This is a genomic window from Rhodococcus sp. C26F (assembly GCF_053345925.1).
Window position 1 is genome coordinate 14,224 of record NZ_JBKFBA010000012.1, and the last position, 19,426, is coordinate 33,649.

19 protein-coding genes are annotated in these 19,426 nt (G+C 68.2%); 12 read left to right on the top strand and 7 right to left on the bottom strand.

Annotation, left to right across the window (positions count from 1 at the left end):
- Positions 1-15: 15 nt before the first annotated feature.
- The 6 genes from ACLBYD_RS14885 (at position 16) to ACLBYD_RS14910 (ending at position 9,150) form a co-directional block, all read left to right on the top strand.
- Entirely contained in the window at positions 16-870 is an 855-nt protein-coding gene (locus ACLBYD_RS14885; RefSeq protein WP_447817057.1) for an aminodeoxychorismate lyase, read from the top strand.
- Positions 871-1,087: 217 nt separating this feature from the next.
- Positions 1,088-2,587, top strand: a complete 1,500-nt coding sequence (locus ACLBYD_RS14890) for a cytochrome ubiquinol oxidase subunit I (protein WP_447817058.1) — start codon at positions 1,088-1,090, stop codon at positions 2,585-2,587.
- Positions 2,588-2,599: 12 nt separating this feature from the next.
- The gene (gene cydB, locus ACLBYD_RS14895; RefSeq protein ID WP_447817059.1) at positions 2,600-3,637 is read left to right on the top strand and encodes a cytochrome d ubiquinol oxidase subunit II; all 1,038 of its coding nucleotides are present in this window, start codon (positions 2,600-2,602) and stop codon (positions 3,635-3,637) included.
- Between the two features lie 2 nt (positions 3,638-3,639).
- Positions 3,640-5,370, top strand: coding sequence for a thiol reductant ABC exporter subunit CydD (cydD, locus tag ACLBYD_RS14900; RefSeq protein WP_447817060.1), 1,731 nt, complete (start codon positions 3,640-3,642; stop codon positions 5,368-5,370).
- A gap of 19 nt (positions 5,371-5,389) precedes the next feature.
- Positions 5,390-7,057 (top strand): thiol reductant ABC exporter subunit CydC, encoded by a 1,668-nt coding sequence (cydC, locus tag ACLBYD_RS14905; RefSeq protein ID WP_447817061.1) that lies wholly within the window; start codon positions 5,390-5,392, stop codon positions 7,055-7,057.
- Between the two features lie 296 nt (positions 7,058-7,353).
- Positions 7,354-9,150: a BCCT family transporter gene (locus tag ACLBYD_RS14910; RefSeq protein WP_447817135.1), complete on the top strand. Its 1,797-nt coding sequence runs from the start codon at positions 7,354-7,356 to the stop codon at positions 9,148-9,150.
- A gap of 77 nt (positions 9,151-9,227) precedes the next feature.
- Here the strand turns inward: ACLBYD_RS14910 and ACLBYD_RS14915 are convergent, their stop codons facing one another.
- From ACLBYD_RS14915 to ACLBYD_RS14945, 7 genes are all read right to left on the bottom strand, one after another.
- Complete coding sequence (locus tag ACLBYD_RS14915) at positions 9,228-9,890, bottom strand: FABP family protein (protein WP_447817062.1); 663 nt, start codon at positions 9,888-9,890, stop codon at positions 9,228-9,230.
- Positions 9,891-10,074: 184 nt separating this feature from the next.
- Entirely contained in the window at positions 10,075-10,380 is a 306-nt protein-coding gene (locus ACLBYD_RS14920; RefSeq protein WP_006551801.1) for a DUF1416 domain-containing protein, read from the bottom strand.
- Between the two features lie 2 nt (positions 10,381-10,382).
- A complete protein-coding gene (locus tag ACLBYD_RS14925; protein ID WP_447817063.1) occupies positions 10,383-11,219 on the bottom strand; it encodes a sulfurtransferase in 837 nt (278 codons plus the stop codon).
- A 104-nt stretch (positions 11,220-11,323) separates the two neighbouring features.
- Positions 11,324-11,788 carry a DUF4395 domain-containing protein gene (locus ACLBYD_RS14930; RefSeq protein WP_447817064.1) on the bottom strand — a complete coding sequence of 155 codons (465 nt, stop codon included), beginning with the start codon at positions 11,786-11,788 and terminating at the stop codon, positions 11,324-11,326.
- A gap of 120 nt (positions 11,789-11,908) precedes the next feature.
- A complete protein-coding gene (locus ACLBYD_RS14935; protein WP_367652172.1) occupies positions 11,909-12,016 on the bottom strand; it encodes a putative leader peptide in 108 nt (35 codons plus the stop codon).
- A gap of 21 nt (positions 12,017-12,037) precedes the next feature.
- A complete protein-coding gene (locus ACLBYD_RS14940) occupies positions 12,038-12,463 on the bottom strand; it encodes a thioredoxin family protein (RefSeq protein WP_447817065.1) in 426 nt (141 codons plus the stop codon).
- The gene (locus ACLBYD_RS14945) at positions 12,460-13,242 is read right to left on the bottom strand and encodes an LmeA family phospholipid-binding protein (RefSeq protein WP_081314531.1); all 783 of its coding nucleotides are present in this window, start codon (positions 13,240-13,242) and stop codon (positions 12,460-12,462) included. Before ACLBYD_RS14945 ends, ACLBYD_RS14940 begins: the two co-directional genes overlap by 4 nt.
- 165 nt (positions 13,243-13,407) lie before the next feature.
- On the opposite strand from ACLBYD_RS14945, the gene ACLBYD_RS14950 reads away from it, so the two are divergent.
- The 6 genes from ACLBYD_RS14950 to pstB all read left to right on the top strand — a co-directional run bounded on the left by ACLBYD_RS14950 (position 13,408) and on the right by pstB (position 19,419).
- The gene (locus ACLBYD_RS14950) at positions 13,408-14,217 is read left to right on the top strand and encodes a winged helix-turn-helix transcriptional regulator (RefSeq protein WP_447817066.1); all 810 of its coding nucleotides are present in this window, start codon (positions 13,408-13,410) and stop codon (positions 14,215-14,217) included.
- Positions 14,214-15,125 carry a mycothiol synthase gene (mshD, locus tag ACLBYD_RS14955; RefSeq protein ID WP_447817067.1) on the top strand — a complete coding sequence of 304 codons (912 nt, stop codon included), beginning with the start codon at positions 14,214-14,216 and terminating at the stop codon, positions 15,123-15,125. Before ACLBYD_RS14950 ends, mshD begins: the two co-directional genes overlap by 4 nt.
- 276 nt (positions 15,126-15,401) lie before the next feature.
- Complete coding sequence (pstS, locus tag ACLBYD_RS14960; protein WP_447817068.1) at positions 15,402-16,526, top strand: phosphate ABC transporter substrate-binding protein PstS; 1,125 nt, start codon at positions 15,402-15,404, stop codon at positions 16,524-16,526.
- Positions 16,527-16,614: 88 nt separating this feature from the next.
- Entirely contained in the window at positions 16,615-17,670 is a 1,056-nt protein-coding gene (pstC, locus tag ACLBYD_RS14965) for a phosphate ABC transporter permease subunit PstC (RefSeq protein WP_006551793.1), read from the top strand.
- Positions 17,671-17,673: 3 nt separating this feature from the next.
- On the top strand, positions 17,674-18,597 hold the full coding sequence (gene pstA, locus ACLBYD_RS14970; RefSeq protein ID WP_447817069.1) for a phosphate ABC transporter permease PstA: 924 nt from the start codon (positions 17,674-17,676) through the stop codon (positions 18,595-18,597).
- A gap of 45 nt (positions 18,598-18,642) precedes the next feature.
- The gene (gene pstB / locus ACLBYD_RS14975) at positions 18,643-19,419 is read left to right on the top strand and encodes a phosphate ABC transporter ATP-binding protein PstB (protein WP_447817070.1); all 777 of its coding nucleotides are present in this window, start codon (positions 18,643-18,645) and stop codon (positions 19,417-19,419) included.
- The last annotated feature ends 7 nt before the right edge of the window (positions 19,420-19,426 follow it).

Here is a 19,426-nt window from a genome sequence, read left to right on the forward strand (position 1 = left end):
GCTAGGCTGAGCGCCATGGCTGAGCGGGTGCTGGTGACGCTGGACGGCGAGGTGAGGGATGCGGACGCACCCCTTCTGCACGCCGACGATTTCGGTGTTCTTCGTGGCGACGGGGTGTTCGAGACGTTGCTCGTGCGAGGCGGCCGGGCGCGTGCGCTCGAACTGCATCTCGCCCGGCTCGCGGCGTCCGCCGCCGCCGCACAGTTGCCCGAACCCGACCGCGACGACTGGCGGCTCGCCGTCGACGTGGCTCTCGAGCAGTGGGGCGCCGAGCAGGAAGGCGTCCTGCGCTTGGTCTACACGCGTGGTCGTGAGGGCGCAGACGCGCCGACGGCCTTCCTGCTCGTGACGCCGGTGGCCGAGCGCGTCGGCATCGCGCGGCGCGACGGCGTGTCCGTGGTGACCCTCGAGCGGGGTTACTCGACCGATCTGGCGCAGAAGGCGCCGTGGCAGCTCCTCGGCGCCAAGACGCTGTCGTACGCGACGAACATGGCGGCACTGCGGCACGCCGAGTCGGTCGGCGCCGACGACGTGATCTTCGTCAGCGCCGAGGGCTACGTCCTCGAGGGTCCGCGGTCGACGGTGCTCGTCGCGCGCGGCCGCACGCTGCTCACACCGCCGCCGGAGCAGGGGATCCTCCCCGGAACCACGCAGCAGGCGCTGTTCGACCTGGCGGGCGAGCGGGATTTCACGGTCCGGTACGAGCCGCTGCGCCCGGCGGACCTGGTCGTCGCCGACGGTGTCTGGCTGATCTCGAGCGTGGCCCTCGCGGTGCGGGTGCACACGCTCAACGGGCACGCGCTGGTCTCGCGGGTCCAGGAGGGCGAGATCGAAAGCCTCGTGAGCGAGGCGGTCGACACCGCCGGGTGAGCGCCGGGGGGTGTGCCCCCGCGGGTGATCCGTATCCGATGTGACACGAGTCCGATGTGTCGGGCGACACGAACGTGTTCCACTTCGCGCAATCGCTACTACATTCGGTAGTAGCAAGGCCGGAGCAGTGCTGCCGGCGTGACTTTGCGAACGAGAACCGCAGCGTCGGCCCCGCTTCGGATTTCCGTATCGACCCGGGCCTCACCTCGGAGTGGCAATGGATGTCTTGGATCTGTCCCGGTGGCAGTTCGGGATCACGACGGTGTATCACTTCATCCTCGTGCCGTTGACGATCGGCCTCGCGCCGCTCGTCGCGATCATGCAGACGATGTGGGTGGTCACCGGCAAGGACCACTGGTACCGCCTCACGAAGTTCTTCGGGAAGATGTTCCTGATCAACTTCGCGCTCGGTGTCGCGACCGGCATCGTGCAGGAATTCCAGTTCGGCATGAACTGGAGCGAGTACTCCCGATTCGTCGGCGACGTCTTCGGCGCACCCCTCGCCCTCGAAGGCCTCGTCGCCTTCTTCATGGAGTCGACCTTCCTCGGCCTGTGGATCTTCGGCTGGACGCGCCTGCCGAAACTCGTTCACCTCGCGACCATCTGGCTCGTCGCGATCGGCGTGAACGCCTCCGCCTTCTTCATCATCGCGGCGAACTCGTTCATGCAGCATCCCGTCGGCGCCACCTACAACCCCGAAACCGGACGCGCCGAGCTGACGAGCATCTGGGAACTGCTCACCAACAACACCGCACTCGCGGCCTTCCCCCACGCGGTCGCCGGCGGGTTCCTCACCGCCGCAACCTTCGTCGCCGGCATCGGTGGCTGGTGGATGGTCCGCAACATGCGACGCGCCGCCGAGATCCGCACCTCGGAACCCGAGGAGGCCCAGCGCCTCGAGGATGACGCCCGCGGACTGTTCCGCCCGGCGACCCGCCTCGGCCTGATGGTCATGATCATCTCGGGCATCGGGTTGTTCGTCACCGGCGACGTCCAGGCCAAGCTCATGTTCGAGCAGCAGCCGATGAAGATGGCCTCGGCCGAATCGCTGTGTTACACCGAGACCGACCCCAACTTCTCGATCCTCACGATCGGCACGCACAACGACTGCGACGGCGTCATCCACGTCCTCGACATGCCCTACGTGCTGCCCTTCCTCGCGCAGGGCGAGTTCAGCGGCGTGACCCTGCAGGGCGTCGAGGACCTGCAGGCGCAGTACGAACAGGAATTCGGCCCCGGCAACTACAAGCCCAACCTGTTCGTCACCTACTGGTCGTTCCGCGCGATGATCGGCCTCGCCGCCGGTTCCGCGGCGCTGGCCCTGGCCGGGCTGTGGGTCACCCGCGGCGGCCGGGTGCCCGACCAGAAGTGGTTCTCGAAGCTGTCGCTCGTCGCGATCCCCACGCCCTTCCTCGCCAACAGCGCGGGCTGGATCTTCACCGAGATGGGCCGGCAGCCCTGGGTGGTGCATCCGAACCCCACGGGTGTGGACATGATCCGGCTCACCGTCGACCAGGGTGTCTCCGACCATGCGGCCGGAACGGTGCTCACCTCGCTCATCGCGTTCACCCTCGTCTACGCGGCGCTCGGTGTGGTGTGGTTCTGGCTCATCCGCAAGTACGCGATGGAAGGCCCGCAGGAGCACGACGCGCAGCCGCCGGGCTCGAACGACGACACCGACGACACGCAGCCGAAACAGCTGTCCTTCGCGTACTAGGAGTGGGCGGACATGGGACTTCAGGAAATCTGGTTCATTCTCATCGCAGTACTGTTCACCGGCTACTTCGTCCTCGAGGGGTTCGACTTCGGTGTGGGCATGCACTTCCCGGTGCTCGGCCGCGGTAGGACCGTCGAGGCCGACACCCGGCGCCGGGTGCTGCTCAACACGATCGGTCCGGTCTGGGACGGCAACGAGGTCTGGCTCATCACCGCGGGCGGTGCGCTGTTCGCGGCGTTCCCCGAGTGGTACGCGACCCTCTTCTCCGGCTTCTACCTCCCGCTGCTGCTGATCCTGCTCGCCCTGATCGTGCGGGTGTGCGCCATCGAGTGGCGCGGCAAGGTCGACGACCCGACCTGGCGTCGCCGCTGCGACTGGGGGATCATCTTCGGCTCGTGGGTGCCCGCCGTGCTGTGGGGTGTGGCGTTCGCGAACATCGTGCGCGGCGTGGCGATCGACGCCGACAAGCAGTACGTCGGCGGGTTCTTCGACCTGCTGAACCCGTACGCCCTGCTCGGCGGTGCGACGACCGCGCTGGTCTTCGCGCTGCACGGCGCGGTGTTCATCGCGCTCAAGACCGAGGGGCAGGTCCGGACGGATGCCGTGGCGATGTCGCGGAAGCTGGCCGTGCCCGCCGTCCTCGTGGCCGGTGCGTTCGTGGTGTGGACCCAGCTCGCCTACGGCAAGGGCTGGACGATCGCACTCGTCGCGGTGGCGGGAGTCTCCCTGCTCGCGGTGGTCGCACTGACCGCCGCCGCGCGTGAGGGTTGGGCGTTCGTATTCACCACCGTCGCGATCGCCGCGACCTCCGTGCTGCTGTTCGCGTCGCTGTTCCCGAACGTCATGCCGTCGACGCTCGACCCGTCCTGGTCGTTGACGATCGAGAACGCGTCGTCGAGCCCGTACACACTGAAGGTCATGACGTGGGCTGCAGCGTTCATGACCCCGGTCGTCCTGGCCTACCAGGGCTGGACGTACTGGGTGTTCCGTCAGCGTCTGTCGACCGACCACATCCCGCACTCGATCGGTCTGAAGGTCGGCTCGAAGTGAGCATGACGCAGTCCGCCGCCCCCGCCGACGCGCCCGCGCGCCGGCGGGGTCCGGTGGACCCGCGGTTGTGGCGCTACTCGGCCGCGGCCCGGGGATATCTCGTCCTGACGGTGGCCACCTCGGTGGTCGACGTCGTGATGGTGGTCGTCACCGCGCTCATGATCGGCCGGGTCCTCGCGGGCGTCATCACCACCGACGCCCGGTCCGTCGGCGACTGGACGACCGAACTGACGATCCTCGCGGCGGCGATCGTCGTGCGGGTCGCGGTGACGTGGCTGCAGTCGCGGTACGCGCACCGGTCCGCGACCCGCGTGGTCGCCGAACTCGAACACGAGGTCCTCGGGTCCGCGGCGAATCTGCCTCCGCGAGAACTCGATCCGCGACGAGACGAGATCGCGGTGGTCCTCACCCGCGGACTCGACGGGCTGAAGGAATATCTCACCGGCTATCTGCCGGCGCTGTTGCTGGCCGTGATCCTCACCCCGGTGACGATCGTCGTGATCGCCCTGCACGACCTCACCTCGGCGATCATCGTCGTGATCACCCTGCCGCTGATCCCGATCTTCATGATCCTCATCGGCCTGCTCACCAAGGGCAAGGCCGACCGCACCCTGCGCGCGATGACGACACTGTCGTCGCAACTGCTCGACCTGCTCGCGGGTCTTCCCACGCTGCGTGCCCTCGGTCGCGAGAAGGGGCCCGCCGATCGCGTGCGCGAACTCGGTGACGAGCACCGCGCGACCACGATGTCGGCCCTGCGCGTGGCGTTCCTGTCCGGCACGGTCCTCGAATTCCTCGCGACGCTGTCCGTCGCCCTCGTCGCCGTGAGCATCGGTATGCGCCTCGTCTACGGATCCATGCCTCTCGAGGCCGGCATCATCGCGTTGATCCTCGCACCCGAGGCCTACCTCCCGCTGCGCACCGTCGGCAACAAGTTCCATGCCGCCGAGGACGGGATGGCGGCGGCCGACAAGGCGTTCGCCGTGCTCGACTCGCGGCCGGACGCCGCCTCTTCTCGCCGCGCCTCCTCGCGTCGCATCTCCACGGACACGGCCGATGCCAACCGGGTCGCGACCTGCGAGATCGCCTTCGACGGCGTCTCCGTGCCCGGCCGCGACGGCTGCGCCCCGCACCGCCTCGACGCGATCTGCCGTCCCGGCACGATCACCGCGTTCACCGGTGCCAACGGTGCCGGTAAGTCCACCGCCCTGCTGGCGCTGCTCGGACTCGCCGAGCCGAGCGAGGGGACCGTCACCGTCGACGGACGACCCGTCGCGGGCGACGAGAACTGGTGGTCGCAGGTGGCGTGGCTTCCGCAGCGACCGGTGCTGCTGCCCGGCACCCTCGCCGACAATCTGCGACTCACCGGCGTCGACCCGGAGACCACCGAACTCGACGACGTCTGCGCGGCCACCGGTTTCGACAGCGTGCTCGCCGAACTCCCGGACGGCTGGGAGACCGTCGTGGGAGCAGGCGGTACGGGCCTGTCGCTCGGCCAACGTCAGCGACTGGCGCTCACCCGCACCCTCTCCTCCCCGCGCCCGGTCCTGCTGCTCGACGAACCGACCGCCCACCTCGACGAGGACACCGAGGCCACCGTGCTCGACACGCTGCGTGGTCTCGCCGCGGCCGGCCGCACGGTGGTGGTCGTCGCGCATCGCCCCACCCTGCTCGCCATCGCGGACGAGGTCGTCACCGTCCACGCAGCGCCGACCACGGAGGCGTGCCGATGAAGACCACAGAGGTGTCCCGATGAAGGACCTGCGGGGGGCGATGGCCCTGCTCGAACTCGAACCGCGCCGGGTGCTCCTCGCCGTCCTCGCCGGTGTCGCGACCCTCGGCAGCGCGCTGTTGCTCGCCGGTCTCTCGGCGTGGCTGATCGTGCGCGCGTGGCAGATGCCGCCCGTCCTGGATCTGACCGTCGCGGTCGTCGCGGTGCGGGCGCTGGGCATCTCCCGCGGGTTGTTCCGCTACTTCGAACGTCTCGCGACGCACGAGACCGCTCTGCGCGGCACCACTTCGGCTCGGGCGAATCTCTACCGGCGACTCGCGGACGGCGACCCGGCCGCCGCCCTGGGCCTCGGTCGCGGCGACCTGCTCGCCCGCACCGGCGCCGACGTCGACGCCCTCGGTGACGTCGTGGTGCGCGCACTCGTGCCCATCGCGGTCGCCGCGGTGCTCTCCCTCGCGGCGGTCGTGACGATCACCGTCATCGCTCCCGCCGCCGGCGTGGTGCTCGCGGTGGCGCTGCTCGTCGCCGGCGTGCTCGCACCGTGGCTGTCGGCTCGCGCCGCCGCCCGCGCGGACGCCGATGCGAACGCCGCGCGGACCCGCTTCACCGAGGACGCGGTCACGGTGCTGGACCACGCGGCGGAACTGCGGGTCGCGGGACGGCTCGACCCGCTCGCCCGGCGGGCCCGCGCCGCGAACATCGCCTCCGTCCGGGCCACGGACCGCTCGGCGGTCCCCGCGGCGTTCGCCGACGCGGCCGCGCCCCTCGCGGTCGGCGTGAGTGTGCTCGGTGCCCTCCTCGTCGGTATCGCCGTCTTCGGCTCCGGTCCGGCGGCCATGAGCCCGACGACACTCGGCATCCTCGTCCTGCTGCCGCTGTCGGCGTTCGAGGCCACCGCGGTCCTCCCGGCAGCCGCGCAGACCCTCAACCGCGCACGCCTGGCGGCCGGTCGCATCACGGAGATGCTCGACCGCGCCGACAAGACGGTTCCGCACGGCACCGAGCCGGCCGACGGACCCGGCCGGCTGCGTGCGGTGGGCCTGCGGGGCGGATGGCCCGACGGACCGTCCACCGAACCGGTCGACCTCGACCTGCGGCCGGGCGCTCGCGTCGCGATCGTGGGCGGCAGCGGCAGCGGCAAGACCATCGTGCTCATGACGCTCGCGGGTCTCCTCGCCCCACGCGAGGGCACGGTGACGCTCGACGGTGTCGACCTCGCGGATGTCGACCCCGCGGCCCTGCGCCGGAAGATCGGTTTCTTCGCGGAGGACGCCCACCTGTTCGACACGTCGATCCTCGAGAACCTGCGTGTCGCGCGGGGCGACGTGGACGAGGACGAGGCGTCGACCGCCCTCGGCGCCGTGGGCCTGGGGGAGTGGGTGGACGGACTGCCGCAGGGCGTCCACACCGTCCTGGGAGCCGGGGCCCGCACCGTCTCCGGTGGGCAGCGCCGACGCCTCCTGCTCGCCCGGGCACTGCTGTCGCCCGCACGGATCCTGCTGCTCGACGAACCCACGGAGCATCTCGACGACGAGAGCGCCGACCTGCTGCAGCGACTGCTCCTGGACCGCGACGCACACTTGGTCGGCCCCGAGCGCACCGTCGTGACGGTCACCCACCGCCTGCCCGCGGACACCGCCGCCGACCTGGTCGTTCGCGTCGAGAAAAATGCGTTGCCCGCCTCGTGAACGAAGCGTAGTTTCGCTGGTACACGAGGAAGGAGGTGGTCTGGAAGTGATTGATATTCGGACGCGTGAGGTGGCTACCCGCTAGCTGCTCGAGACGACGGAATTCACCGACCGCGCGCGGCTGGCGAATCCCAGGTAGTCACCCGGCCCCCGAGCTCCCGATCCGTCCGATCGGGACCGCCGGTCCACGGAGCGATCCGTGCGGCGGTGCAGCTCGGGGGCTGTTCGCGTTTCGGGCGAGGTCGACATTTCGGGTGTGCAACTTTGTCCGTTTTGGGTACACCGGTTTGGTGCCGATACTCCAAAAAGCTCACGATTCGTTAAGATTGCGCACGTCACCGGGGGTTTTCTTCTCGTCCGCGTTCATCGCACTGCTCTTCGTCGTCGTGACGATCCTGTTCACCGACGGCGTCGATTCGATCTTCAGTACCGCGTCCAACTGGATCATGACGAACCTCGGATGGTTCTACGTCCTCGGCGTCACGACCTTCCTGCTCTTCCTCGTCGGAATTGCCTTCACCCATTACGGCCGGGTCCGGCTCGGCGGCGACGACGAACGGCCCGAGCACTCGACCCTGGCGTGGTTCGCCATGTTGTTCGCCGCCGGTATCGGCACGATCCTCATGTTCTGGGGCGTCGCCGAGCCGATCTCCCACTTCGCGAACCCGCCGATGCAGGATGTCGAGCCGCAGTCCGTGGAGGCAGCGGAAGAGGCCATGGGCTTCGCGCTATACCACTTCGGACTGCACACCTGGACGATCTTCGCCCTGCCCGGCCTGGGCTTCGGTTACTTCATCTACAAGCGGCATCTGCCGCCGCGCGTCAGCTCGATCTTCGCGCCCCTGCTCGGGGGTCGCATCTACGGCCCGATCGGCAAGACCATCGACGTCGTCGCGATCATCGGCACGATTTTCGGTGTCGCGACCTCGGTCGGGTTGGGCACCCTGCAGATCAACGCCGGTCTCGCGCAGCTGTTCGACATCCAGGAATCCGGGATCGTCCAGATCGCCCTCATCGCGATCGTGACGGTGATGGCCGGCATCTCGGTCGCTCTCGGTCTCGACAAGGGCATCAAGCGCCTGTCGAACATCAACATCGGCATGGCCGTGATGTTGCTGGTCTTCGTGCTCGTCACCGGACCGAGCCTGTTCCTGCTCAAGGGCATGATCGAGTCGGCCGGTATCTATGCCGAGGCCCTGCCGCGCCTGGCGTTCTGGAACGACACCTTCGCCGACTCCGGCTGGCAGAACACCTGGACGGTCTTCTACTGGGCGTGGACCATCACGTGGTCGCCCTTCGTCGGCATCTTCATCGCCCGCATCTCGCGAGGCCGGACGATCCGCGAGTTCGTCGGTGGTGTCCTCGGCCTGCCCGTGCTGTTCTCGGTGATCTGGTTCAGCATCTTCGGGATGGGTTCGTTCCACATCGAACTCGAGGGTGGGGGTGGTCTCGTCGAGCGTGTCGTGGACGACGGCGACATCCCGGGCGCGTTGTTCGAGTTCCTCGGCAACTTCCCGCTCACCGGCCTGGTGTCCGGTATCGCGATCATCCTGGTGGTGATCTTCTTCGTCACCTCGGTGGACTCGACCGCGATGGTGCTCGACATGATGGCGGCCGGTCACGAGGGGAAGGCGCCCATCCACCAGCGCTTGTTCTGGGCGGTGCTCATGGGCCTGGTCGCAGCGACCATGCTCGTCGCGACCGGTAAGGACGGGTTCGACGCCCTGCAACAGGTCATCACCGTGGTGGGTCTGCCGTTCTTCGTGATGGGCTTCATCATGATGTACAGCCTGGTGCGCGGTATCCGCGAGGACCTGGGCGAGCGGCCGGAGCCGATCACCCGTCAGTGGCCCGAGGTGCGGTCGGCCGAGGAACTCGAGGCTGCTCAGGAACTACCGGCACCCGAGGTCGTCATCCACACGCGGGCCATCCCGGACGAGTGCGAGGACGGCGAGAACGCAGCCGAGGATGCCGAGGACGCCGGAGTCCACCGGGTCCATGCCGGCGAACCCGAGGCGCTCGGTGTACGAGGCAACGGCGCGCGTGCCGAGAACAAGGGCTCCACCGGCACGACGGTCGTCGAAGAGGACTGAGAGAAAAGCGGTCCGGGCCTGTTCCCTCACTGGGGAACAGGCCCGGACCGTTCGAGTCTCGGAAGGAAGAGGCCCGGTCAGCCGATGTGGCGCGACAGGCGGGCGGACATTCGGGGCTTCAGCTCGCCGTCGGCGGTGACGCGCTCCTCGACGTAGGCGAGGTCGCCACCGTCGACGATGCCGTAGAGCCGCTTGGCGCCGCCGACGACCTCACCGGACTTGGTGCGGATCACGACGTCGGTCGCGAGTTCCCAGGAGGACTGGGTGAGCGCGGTGCCGTAGTACAGCTCGACGACGCCGGAGCTGTGCGTCAGCAGTAGTTCGAGCGTCTCGGGATCGTCGCTGTCGGGCGCACCTGTTCCGGACACGCGCCAGAAGCCGCTCTCGCGCCGATCCTCACCCACGTAGGCACCCGCGTCGTCGAGACGCCACGTGCGCGACTCCCACATCAGATACGGGCCGCCGTTGTGCGCGACGGTGATCTGCTGACCGAACGGATAGTCGCCGGTCTCGGGATCGTTGGCCTCGCCCTCGCCGCGCCACACACCGACCATCGGGAGGACGGCGAGCAGGGCAGGGCTCAGGTCGGGGCCGAGCCGCAGGTTCGCGGTGTCCTCGGCGCCCGGCAGCCCGGACAGGACGGGGATGTTCAACTCGGCGGTGACGCGAGCGCGCTCGGCGGCCCGGGCGATCGCCTCGTCGCCGCTACGCCGCGGGGCGTCCGATCCGTCGTTCGTCACGATCCGTCGGAGACCACGCGGTAGATGGTGTACAGCGCGAACCAGGTGATGAGGAGCGCCGCGGCGACCAGCAGGATTTCGAAGAAGATGACCACGCGGTCATTCTAGACAACCCCTTTTCCGGTACGACGAAGGGCTCCGCTCCTGGTGGAGCAGAGCCCTTCGACGAGGTGTTCCGGCCGGATTACTTGGCGACCGTCACGTCCACGTTGTGCACACCGGGAGCGGTGGGGCTCACGGTGGAGGTGCCGTTGCCGGAGCTCGACAGGGCGCGGATCTTCCAGTCGCCGGGGGCGGCGAAGAAACGGAAGTCGCCGGTCGCCGAGGCGACGACCTCGGCGGTGAACTCGTCGGTGCCGTCGAGCAGGCGCACGAACGCGCCGCCCACGGGCTCACCGTCGGCGTTCAGGACGCGGCCGGTGATGACCGTCTCCTTCTCGGTGTCGACGCCGGCGGGCAGGGTCTGGGTCTGGACAGGGGCTCCGCACATGATCAGTTGACCTCCAGTTCGATGGGTGCACCGACGAGCGAGCCGTACTCGACCCAGCTGCCGTCGTAGTTCTTGACGTTCTTCTTGCCGAGGATCTCCTGGAGCACGAACCAGGTGTGGCTCGAGCGCTCACCGATACGGCAGTAGGCGATGGTCTCCTTGCTGTCGTCGAAGCCCTTCTCGGCGTACAGCTTCTCGAGGTCCTCGTCGGACTTGAAGGTGCCGTCCTCGTTGGCGGTGGTGCTCCACGGGATGTTGATGGCGCCGGGGACGTGGCCGCGCTGCTGCGCCTGCTCCTGCGGCAGGTGCGCCGGAGCGAGGATCTTGCCGGAGAACTCGTCGGGCGAACGCACGTCGACGATGTTCTTGGTGCCGATCGAGTCGATGACCTCGTCGCGGAAGGCGCGGATGGAGTAGTCCGGCTCGGCGGCCTTGTACTCGGTTGCCGGGCGGGTGACCTCGTCCTTCGACAGCGGACGGCCGTCGAGCTCCCACTTCTTGCGGCCGCCGTCGATGAGCTTGACGTCCTGGTGGCCGTAGAGCTTGAAGTACCAGTAGGCGTAGGCGGCGAACCAGTTGTTGTTGCCGCCGTAGAGCACGACCGTGTCGTCGTTGGCGATGCCCTTGCGCGAGAGGAGCTCGGAGAACTGCTCACGGTTCAGGAAGTCGCGGCGGACGGCGTCCTGCAGGTCCTTGCGCCAGTCGAGCTTGACGGCACCTTCGATGTGGCCACCGTCGTAGGCGGAGGTGTCCTCGTCGACCTCGACGAAGACGGTCTTCGACGCAGTGAGGTTCTGCTCTGCCCAGTCGGCGGAGACCAGGACGTCGGAGCGAGCCATGGGTGTTCCTTTCGGTGAGGGAATCCGGGAGGTTTCCGTGACCGGAACCCGTGCGAGGGTCCGTGCCAGTGGAGGGGTGGGAGGTCGAGTTCGATGACCGCCGGTCAGGCGGGCACGCGACGCATTCGGGCGACCAGCGGGTGGATCCGGCAGCCGAGACACACGCCGAAGGCGGCGTTGAGCAGCGCCGCGAACAACGCGAAGCCTGCGGCCACCGAGCCCACGACGATCGCGCCGGCGAAGAACGCGACCGTTCCGACGAGGGCGAAGACGAATCCGACGAGCTGCGCGAACCGCAGCGGCTCCACCGGCTCGGTCTCGATCGGAGCACCGAGACGGGGAGCGACGAGCCTCGCGAACAGCGCACCGTACGGGCTGCGTCGCGGGCCGAGTGCCGCTCCGAGAGCGAACACGATCGTCTGCAGGGCCAGGATCACGGCCGCTGCGACGGGAGAGAAGGTGGCGACGACCAGGGCGAGGACGAGGACGCCGGTGGTGATCCACGCCGCGAAACGCGGGCCACGGACGTCGACCTGCCGGCCGGGCGTGCCGGGAGTGGATACGGACATGGGGAATCTCCTGCTGGATTCTGATTCGCTGGGCGGAGGGTGTTCATACGACCGCGGGGCGACGCATCGGTGGAGCGGCATCGATCTGCCGCAGGAGTCGGGACGAGCCCGCCGATACGTTCAGCAGGGACAACAACAGCCACCGAGGCGGCACAGATCGACTGCGCGGCGTCGGGTGAGCATCAGCTCGTGGCGGTTCTGCACGCGAGGGAGTTTAACGCACGTCACCTCGGTGGTGGACCCCCGGGATCACAACGACGACAGGGCTGTGCGCAGGTCGTCGGCGGACGGAACACCGGACGCGCGGAACCGCTCGCGCCCGTCACCGTCGAAGATGAAGGTGGTGGGCAGCGACAGGACTCCGAGTTTCCGTGCCGGCACGGGATTTTCGTCGAGATCCAGCTCGACCTCGCGTGCCCGACCGGGCTCGCGGTCGAGAACCTGCACGACGACGCGTCGCACCGCCGCGCACGGTCCGCACCAGGGTGCGGAGAAGTGCAGGACCACCGGTACGCCGTCCCCGACGCCCGCCGCGGCCAGTGCGGGATCGGGTTCGTGGGTGCCCGCCGAGGCGTCGACGCCGGTGGTGCGGAACTTGCCGGAACGGGTGCGCAGGGCCGTGCCCACCGCGAGTGTGGCGACTATCACGACGATGAGGACGATCACTGCGATCATGCGGGCGTCTGCACTTCCTGCAGATCGATGACGACGTCGCGGGCCTCGCCCTCGATGACGATCCGGGAGCCCCGCGCCTCGACGAAGGTGGGCCGGACGCCGAACGGCAGATTCTGCGGCTCGATCGTCGTCGTGAACAGTCCGAGCACCGCCGGCTTCAGGACGTCGGGAACCGAGAAGTCGGCGCGTCCCTCGGGACCGAAGTAGAGATCCGACGCGACGACGTGGACGCGGTCGCCGTCGAGCACCAGATCGGCCTGGACGCTGACCGTCGCCTCCACCGGTCCGACGGGCACCGTTCCGGTGAGGACGACCCCGCCGGCGGTGGTGGGCCCGGAGCCGCCGGACCCACCCGTGCCATCGGACTTGCTTGCCGGGGGAGCGGAAACCTGCAGGTCGGGGATGCCGTAGAGCTGTCCGAGCTCGGTGGCGTCGAGCATGACGCGGCCGTACAGCAGGTCGACGGGCACCGACCGGATCGACCCGTCGAGCAGCTCACCGGCCTCGGCGTGCGCACCGATCAGATTGGCCTCGACCGTGATGTCCCCGAGCAGATCGGTGTGGACGTTGTCGGCCACGATCTCGACGTTCTCGTAGTGACCGTCGCGGGCCTGGAGGAGGAAGGGGAAGCCGTGGATGGTCACCGCCGGATCGGACTCGAGAACGCCACCTTCCCGCAGCGCACGCGAGACGCGGTATTCCGACCACGCCGCCGCGCCGAAGTCGGCGAGGACCGCGAGTCCGAGCAGGACTACGAGACCGAAGATCAGTTTGCGCACGCCCACCATTGTGTCGGACGCACCGGGCACCGGACCGCGCCCGTCCGCTCCGAGGCCGTCCACGGAATTCTCGTGCTTACATAGCGGTAACAATCGGGGCGTTACTCTGTTGCACGACGTTTACGACCCCTATCCGCGCTGGTCGCGCGAAGAACTGGAGGCCCGGTGGAGCTGCTCCTTCTGACCTCCGACCCGAATCCGGATGCGGTCCTGCCGTCCCTGGCGCTGCTCCCGCATTCGGTCAGGCCGGCTCCTACAGAAGTATCGTCGCTGCTCGAGGCAGGTTCGGCGGATATCGCCATCGTCGATGCCCGCTCCGATCTCGCGGCCGCGCGAGGACTGTGCCGGTTGCTCGGCAGCACCGGGTCGGCAGTGCCCGTCGTCGCCGTGCTCACCGAGGGCGGACTCGTGGCCGTCAATCCCGAATGGGGACTCGACGACATCCTGCTGTCCACCACCGGGCCGGCCGAGCTCGACGCTCGCCTGCGACTGCTCATGGGTCGCTCGGGTGTCGCGGTGGGGCCGGAGAACACCGGCAAGATCACCCTCGGTGAACTCACGATCGACGAGGGCACCTACACCGCCCGCCTGCGCGGACGTCCCCTCGACCTCACCTACAAGGAGTTCGAACTCCTCAAGTACCTCGCCCAGCACGCGGGCCGGGTGTTCACCCGCGCCCAGCTGCTGCAGGAGGTCTGGGGTTACGACTTCTTCGGTGGTACCCGCACCGTCGACGTCCACGTCCGACGTCTGCGCGCGAAGCTCGGCCCCGAGCACGAAGCGCTGATCGGAACGGTCCGCAACGTCGGCTACAAGGCGGTGCGTCCATCCAACCGCGTCGGCAAGGGTGGCAATGCCACTCCCGATGTCGACGACGACGATGTGGACGACACGCTTCTCGACGACCCCCGTGCGGAGGAATCCGGCGCGGGTGACTCGGGCGCAGGGGAGTCCGGGGCACAATTCGTTCCGTGAGCACCGATACGGAATTCGTCGACCACCCGTCCACCGACCACGCCGAAGCCGTACGCGCCGTGTTGTCGCGGGCGACGCAGACCGACGGCACCGCGCCGATCTCCGAACAGGCGGTGCACTCCCTCGGCCGCGACGGTGCGGCCCGGCATCTCGTCGCGCTCGGAGACGGCGGTGAGGTCGCGGGTTACGCGAACGTCGTGCCTGCTCAGGACGGTCATCCAGCGATGGCCGAAGTCGTCGTCGACCCGTCGCGGCGCGGGCACGGACTCGGCCGCGAACTCGTCGAACGTGCACTCACCGAGGGCGGCGACGGCACCCGCGTGTGGGCACACGGCGACCTGCCCGCCGCGCAGGCGGTGGCGCGCCGTCTCGGTCTGACCGGTGTCCGCGAACTCCTGCAGTTGCGTCGATCCCTCGAGCAGGACGATCTTCCCGCCCTCGAGGTGCCCGACTCGGTGCTGCTGCGCACCTACGGCGGCCCGCAGGACGACGCCGAACTGCTCCGCGTCAACGCGGCGGCCTTCGAGTGGCATCCCGAGCAGGGGCGTTGGACGGCCGCCGACGTGGAGGAACGCCGACGCGAGTCCTGGTTCGATCCCGAAGGCCTGTTCCTCGTGTTCGATCCCGCCGAGCCCGACAAGCTGCTCGGATTTCACTGGACCAAGGTGCACCCGGCCACGGCGTCCGACCCGCAGCTCGGCGAGGTCTACGTCGTGGGTATCGACTCGTCCGCGCAGGGCAGAGGGCTCGGTCGCCTGCTCACCCTCGCGGGCCTGCACTATCTCCGCGATCGGGGTCTGCCCGGTGTCCTGCTCTACGTCGAGGGCGACAACACCGCGGCGCTGAACACCTACGGCAAACTCGGCTTCGAGCGGTTCCACGTGGACGTCGCCTACGCCCGGGCGTGACCCTCTCCGATCGGGTGGACGAACGGCGTGAAGGGTGGACTCTGCCACCCGACACGCCGATCGCGGTCAGGATTCGAGTGATGGTCGCAACACCATCGCCAGGTGTATCCGGCGTGTTCATCCGGCGTTAACCTTCGGTCGTCCGAGTGTCCACCGTCTCCTCCTAACTTCACTAGCGGGTCGAGTGCCGCAGACCCGGCGCCGGCGTCGCCCGCGCCTCGATGCCGCCGCCACTCGGCGCCGCGGTCGTGTGAAGTTACTTCCGGAGGAGAACAGGTGAACCTCAAGCGCAATGGCGCCCTGCTCGGTGTTGTGGCCGCTGGAGCCCTCACGCTCGCCGCGTGCGGTACCGACAACAATGCCGGGTCGGTCGACGTCGATGCGTCCGCGTCCGCTGCAGCCTGCGACGGCAAGTCCAACCTCTCGGGTGCCGGCTCGTCGGCCCAGAAGAACGCGATGGACCAGTTCGTCTCCACCTACATCGCGGTGTGCTCCGAGAAGGGCACGAACGTCAACGTCGCGTACAACCCCACCGGCTCCGGTGACGGCCGCACGCAGTTCATCGCGAACCAGATCGATTTCGCCGGCTCGGACTCGGCCATCAAGGACGAGCAGGCGGCACAGGCCGCCGAGCGTTGCGCCGGCAATCCCGCATGGAACCTGCCGCTGGTCTTCGGCCCGGTCGCACTGGCCTACAACGTCGAGGGTGTCGACGAGCTCGTGCTGAACGCCGAGACGGCCGCGAAGATCTTCAACGGCTCGATCACCAAGTGGAACGACCCGGCCATCGCCGCGCTCAACGAGGGCGCCGAGCTGCCCGACGCGAACATCACCCCGATCGTGCGCTCGGACTCGTCGGGCACCACCGACAACTTCCAGCAGTACCTCGAGACCGCGTCGAACGGCGCATGGACCTCGGGTGCCGGTTCGGACTTCACCGGCGGTGTCGGTGAGGGCGCGAAGGGTTCTGCGGGTGTCGCGCAGGCCGTCTCCGGTTCGCCGAACTCCATCACCTACGTCGAGAAGTCCTTCGCCGACCAGAACGGTCTGAGCATCGCGCAGATCGACAACGGCTCCGGACCCGTCGAGCTGACCGAAGAGACCGCCGGCAAGGCCATCGAGGGCGCCGAGTTCGTCCCGGCCTCCGAGGGCGACCTCACGCTCGACCTGTCGTCGATCTTCGGCAGCTCCGAAGAGGGTGCCTACCCGCTGGTGCTGGCCACCTACGAGATCGTGTGCTCGGCCGGCTACGACGCCGACACCGCCGCGGCCGTCAAGTCGTTCCTGATCTCCGCCGCCAACGAGGGCCAGGAAGGCCTGTCCGAGCAGGGCTACGTCCCGCTGCCCGACGCCTTCAAGACCCGCCTCACCGAGTCGATCGACGCCATCGCCGCCGGATGACCCGCCGATCCCTCGGTCCGGTGAGTGACCGAGGGATCATCGACCCGCCCGTTCCTGACGAATACGCTGAGAAGGATTGCGAGCGCACATGAGTGACGCGCACAACACGTCGGTCTCCATCGCGACCGACGAACCGACCCGCTCAGGAACGGGCGGTGCAACCGGCATCACGGAGGACACGATCAGCACCCCACCCCCATCCCCGGACAGGGCACGCAAGACAGTCGTGCGGCCGGGAGACAGAATCTTCGGCTCGCTCGCCTCCGGCTCCGCCGTCCTGATCTCCGTGATCATCGGCGCGATCGCAGTCTTCCTCGTCTGGCGTGCCGTCCCGGCGCTGCAGCGCAACCAGGTCAACTTCCTCACCAGCCGTGACTGGATCACGCAGGACATCACCGACATGGCGTTCGGTGTCCTCGACCTGTTCCAGGTGACGGTGCTCGTCTCCTTCTTCGCGCTGTTCCTCGCCATGCCCGTCGCGCTGGGCATCGCGATCTTCCTCACCTCGTACTGCCCCGACCGGCTCCGGAAACCGCTGGCGTATGTCATCGACCTGCTCGCCGCGGTCCCGTCGATCGTCTACGGCCTGTGGGGCATGCTCGTCCTCGCCCCGTTCCTGCGCCCCGTCGCGGAATGGCTCAACACCACCCTCGCCTGGTTCCCGCTCTTCGCCACCGGCAGCGGGTCCATCGTGGGCGGCGGAACGATCTTCACCGCCGGCATCGTCCTCGCCGTGATGATCCTGCCGACCATCGCCGCGGTGAGCCGCGAGGTGTTCGTGCAGACGCCGACGGCCCACATCGAGGGCGCGCTCGCACTCGGCGCGACCCGCTGGGAGGTCGTGCGGACCACCGTCATCCCGTTCGGCAAGTCCGGCTACATCAGCGGTTCGATGCTCGGTCTCGGCCGCGCGCTCGGCGAGACGATGGCGCTGTACCTCATCCTGCGCACCACCTCGCAGGCGTTCTCCTGGTCGCTGTTCGACGGCGGCGCGACGATCGCATCCAAGATCGCGCTCGGATACGCCGAGTTCAACAACGACATCCAGGCGGGCGCCTACATCGCCGCCGGTCTCGTGCTCTTCGTGCTCACCTTCGTGGTCAACGCCGCCGCGCGCATGATCGTCGCAGGAAAGAAGGACTGACCCATGTCGACCACCACCACGTCGACCACCGCGCTCTCCTCGCCGGTCAAGCCCCCGGCCTTCCAGCGGGTCAGCGGACGTCGCCGCGTCAAGGACACCGCAGCCACCGTGCTCGTCACGCTGTCGGTCGTCGTCGCGTTGATCCCCCTGGTCTGGGTGCTGTTCACCGTCGTCGCCAAGGGCCTGCCGGCCCTGATCTCGCCGACCTGGTTCACACACTCGCTGAGCGGACTGACGTCCTCGTCGATGGGCGGCGGCATCTACCACGCCCTCGTCGGCACCCTCCTGCAGGGACTCGTCTGCGCGATCATCTCGATCCCGCTCGGCGTCTTCGTCGCGATCTACCTCGTCGAGTACGCCGGCCGGTCGCGGCTCGGCCGGATCACGACGTTCATGGTCGACATCCTCAGCGGTGTCCCGTCGATCGTCGCAGCACTGTTCATCTACGCGCTGTGGGTGTCGACCTTCGGGATGCCCAAGTCGGGCTTCGCGGTGTCGCTCGCGCTCGTTCTGCTCATGGTGCCGGTGGTCGTGCGCAGCACCGAGGAGATGCTGCGCATCGTCCCGCAGGACCTGCGCGAAGCGTCCTACGCCCTCGGTGTCCCCAAGTGGAAGACCATCGCGCGCATCGTGCTGCCCACCTCGCTCGCCGGCATCATCACCGGCATCATGCTCGCCCTGGCCCGCGTCATGGGCGAGACGGCGCCGCTGCTGATCCTCGTCGGCTACGCGCCCTTCATCAATTTCGACCTGTTCGGCGGTGAGCAAGGCACCCTCCCGGGTGTCATGGTCGCCGAGATGAACAACCCGACCGACGCCGGTTCGCAGCGCATCTGGGGCGCCGCGCTCACCCTGATCCTGGTCATCGCGGTCCTCAACATCGCGGCCAAGTTGATCAGCCGGTACTCGCAGGTCGGCAAGAAGTAACCCACAGACCTCTTCTCACATCGATACACCAGTAGGGAGCCGGTAATGGCCAAGCGTCTGGATCTCAAGGACGTCAACATCTACTACGGCAAGTTCCACGCCGTGGCCGACGTGACGCTGTCCGTGCCGCCGCGGAACGTCACCGCCTTCATCGGCCCGTCCGGTTGCGGCAAGTCCACCGTGCTCCGGTCGATCAACCGCATGCACGAGGTGACGCCCGGCGCCCGTGTCGAGGGATCCATCCTGCTCGACGGCGAGGACATCTACGATCCGAACGTCGATCCGGTCGGTGTCCGCAAGACCATCGGCATGGTCTTCCAGCGGCCCAACCCGTTCCCCACGATGTCGATCCGCGACAACGTCGTGGCCGGTCTCAAGCTGCAGGGCGTGCGCGACAAGAAGACACTCGACGAGGTCGCCGAGAAGTCACTGCGCGGCGCGAACCTGTGGAACGAGGTCAAGGACCGCCTCGACAAGCCGGGCGGCGGCCTGTCCGGCGGTCAGCAGCAGCGTCTGTGCATCGCCCGCGCCATCGCGGTCCAGCCCGACGTGCTGCTCATGGACGAGCCGTGCTCGGCCCTCGACCCCATCTCGACGCTGGCCATCGAGGACCTGATCGGCGAGCTGAAGAAGGACTTCACCATCGTCATCGTCACGCACAACATGCAGCAGGCTGCGCGTGTGAGCGACCAGACGGCCTTCTTCAATCTCGAGGCGACCGGACGCCCGGGTGGACTGGTGGAGATCGACGACACCGAGAAGATCTTCTCGAACCCGAGCAAGAAGGCCACCGAGGACTACATCTCCGGCCGCTTCGGCTGAGCCGCCA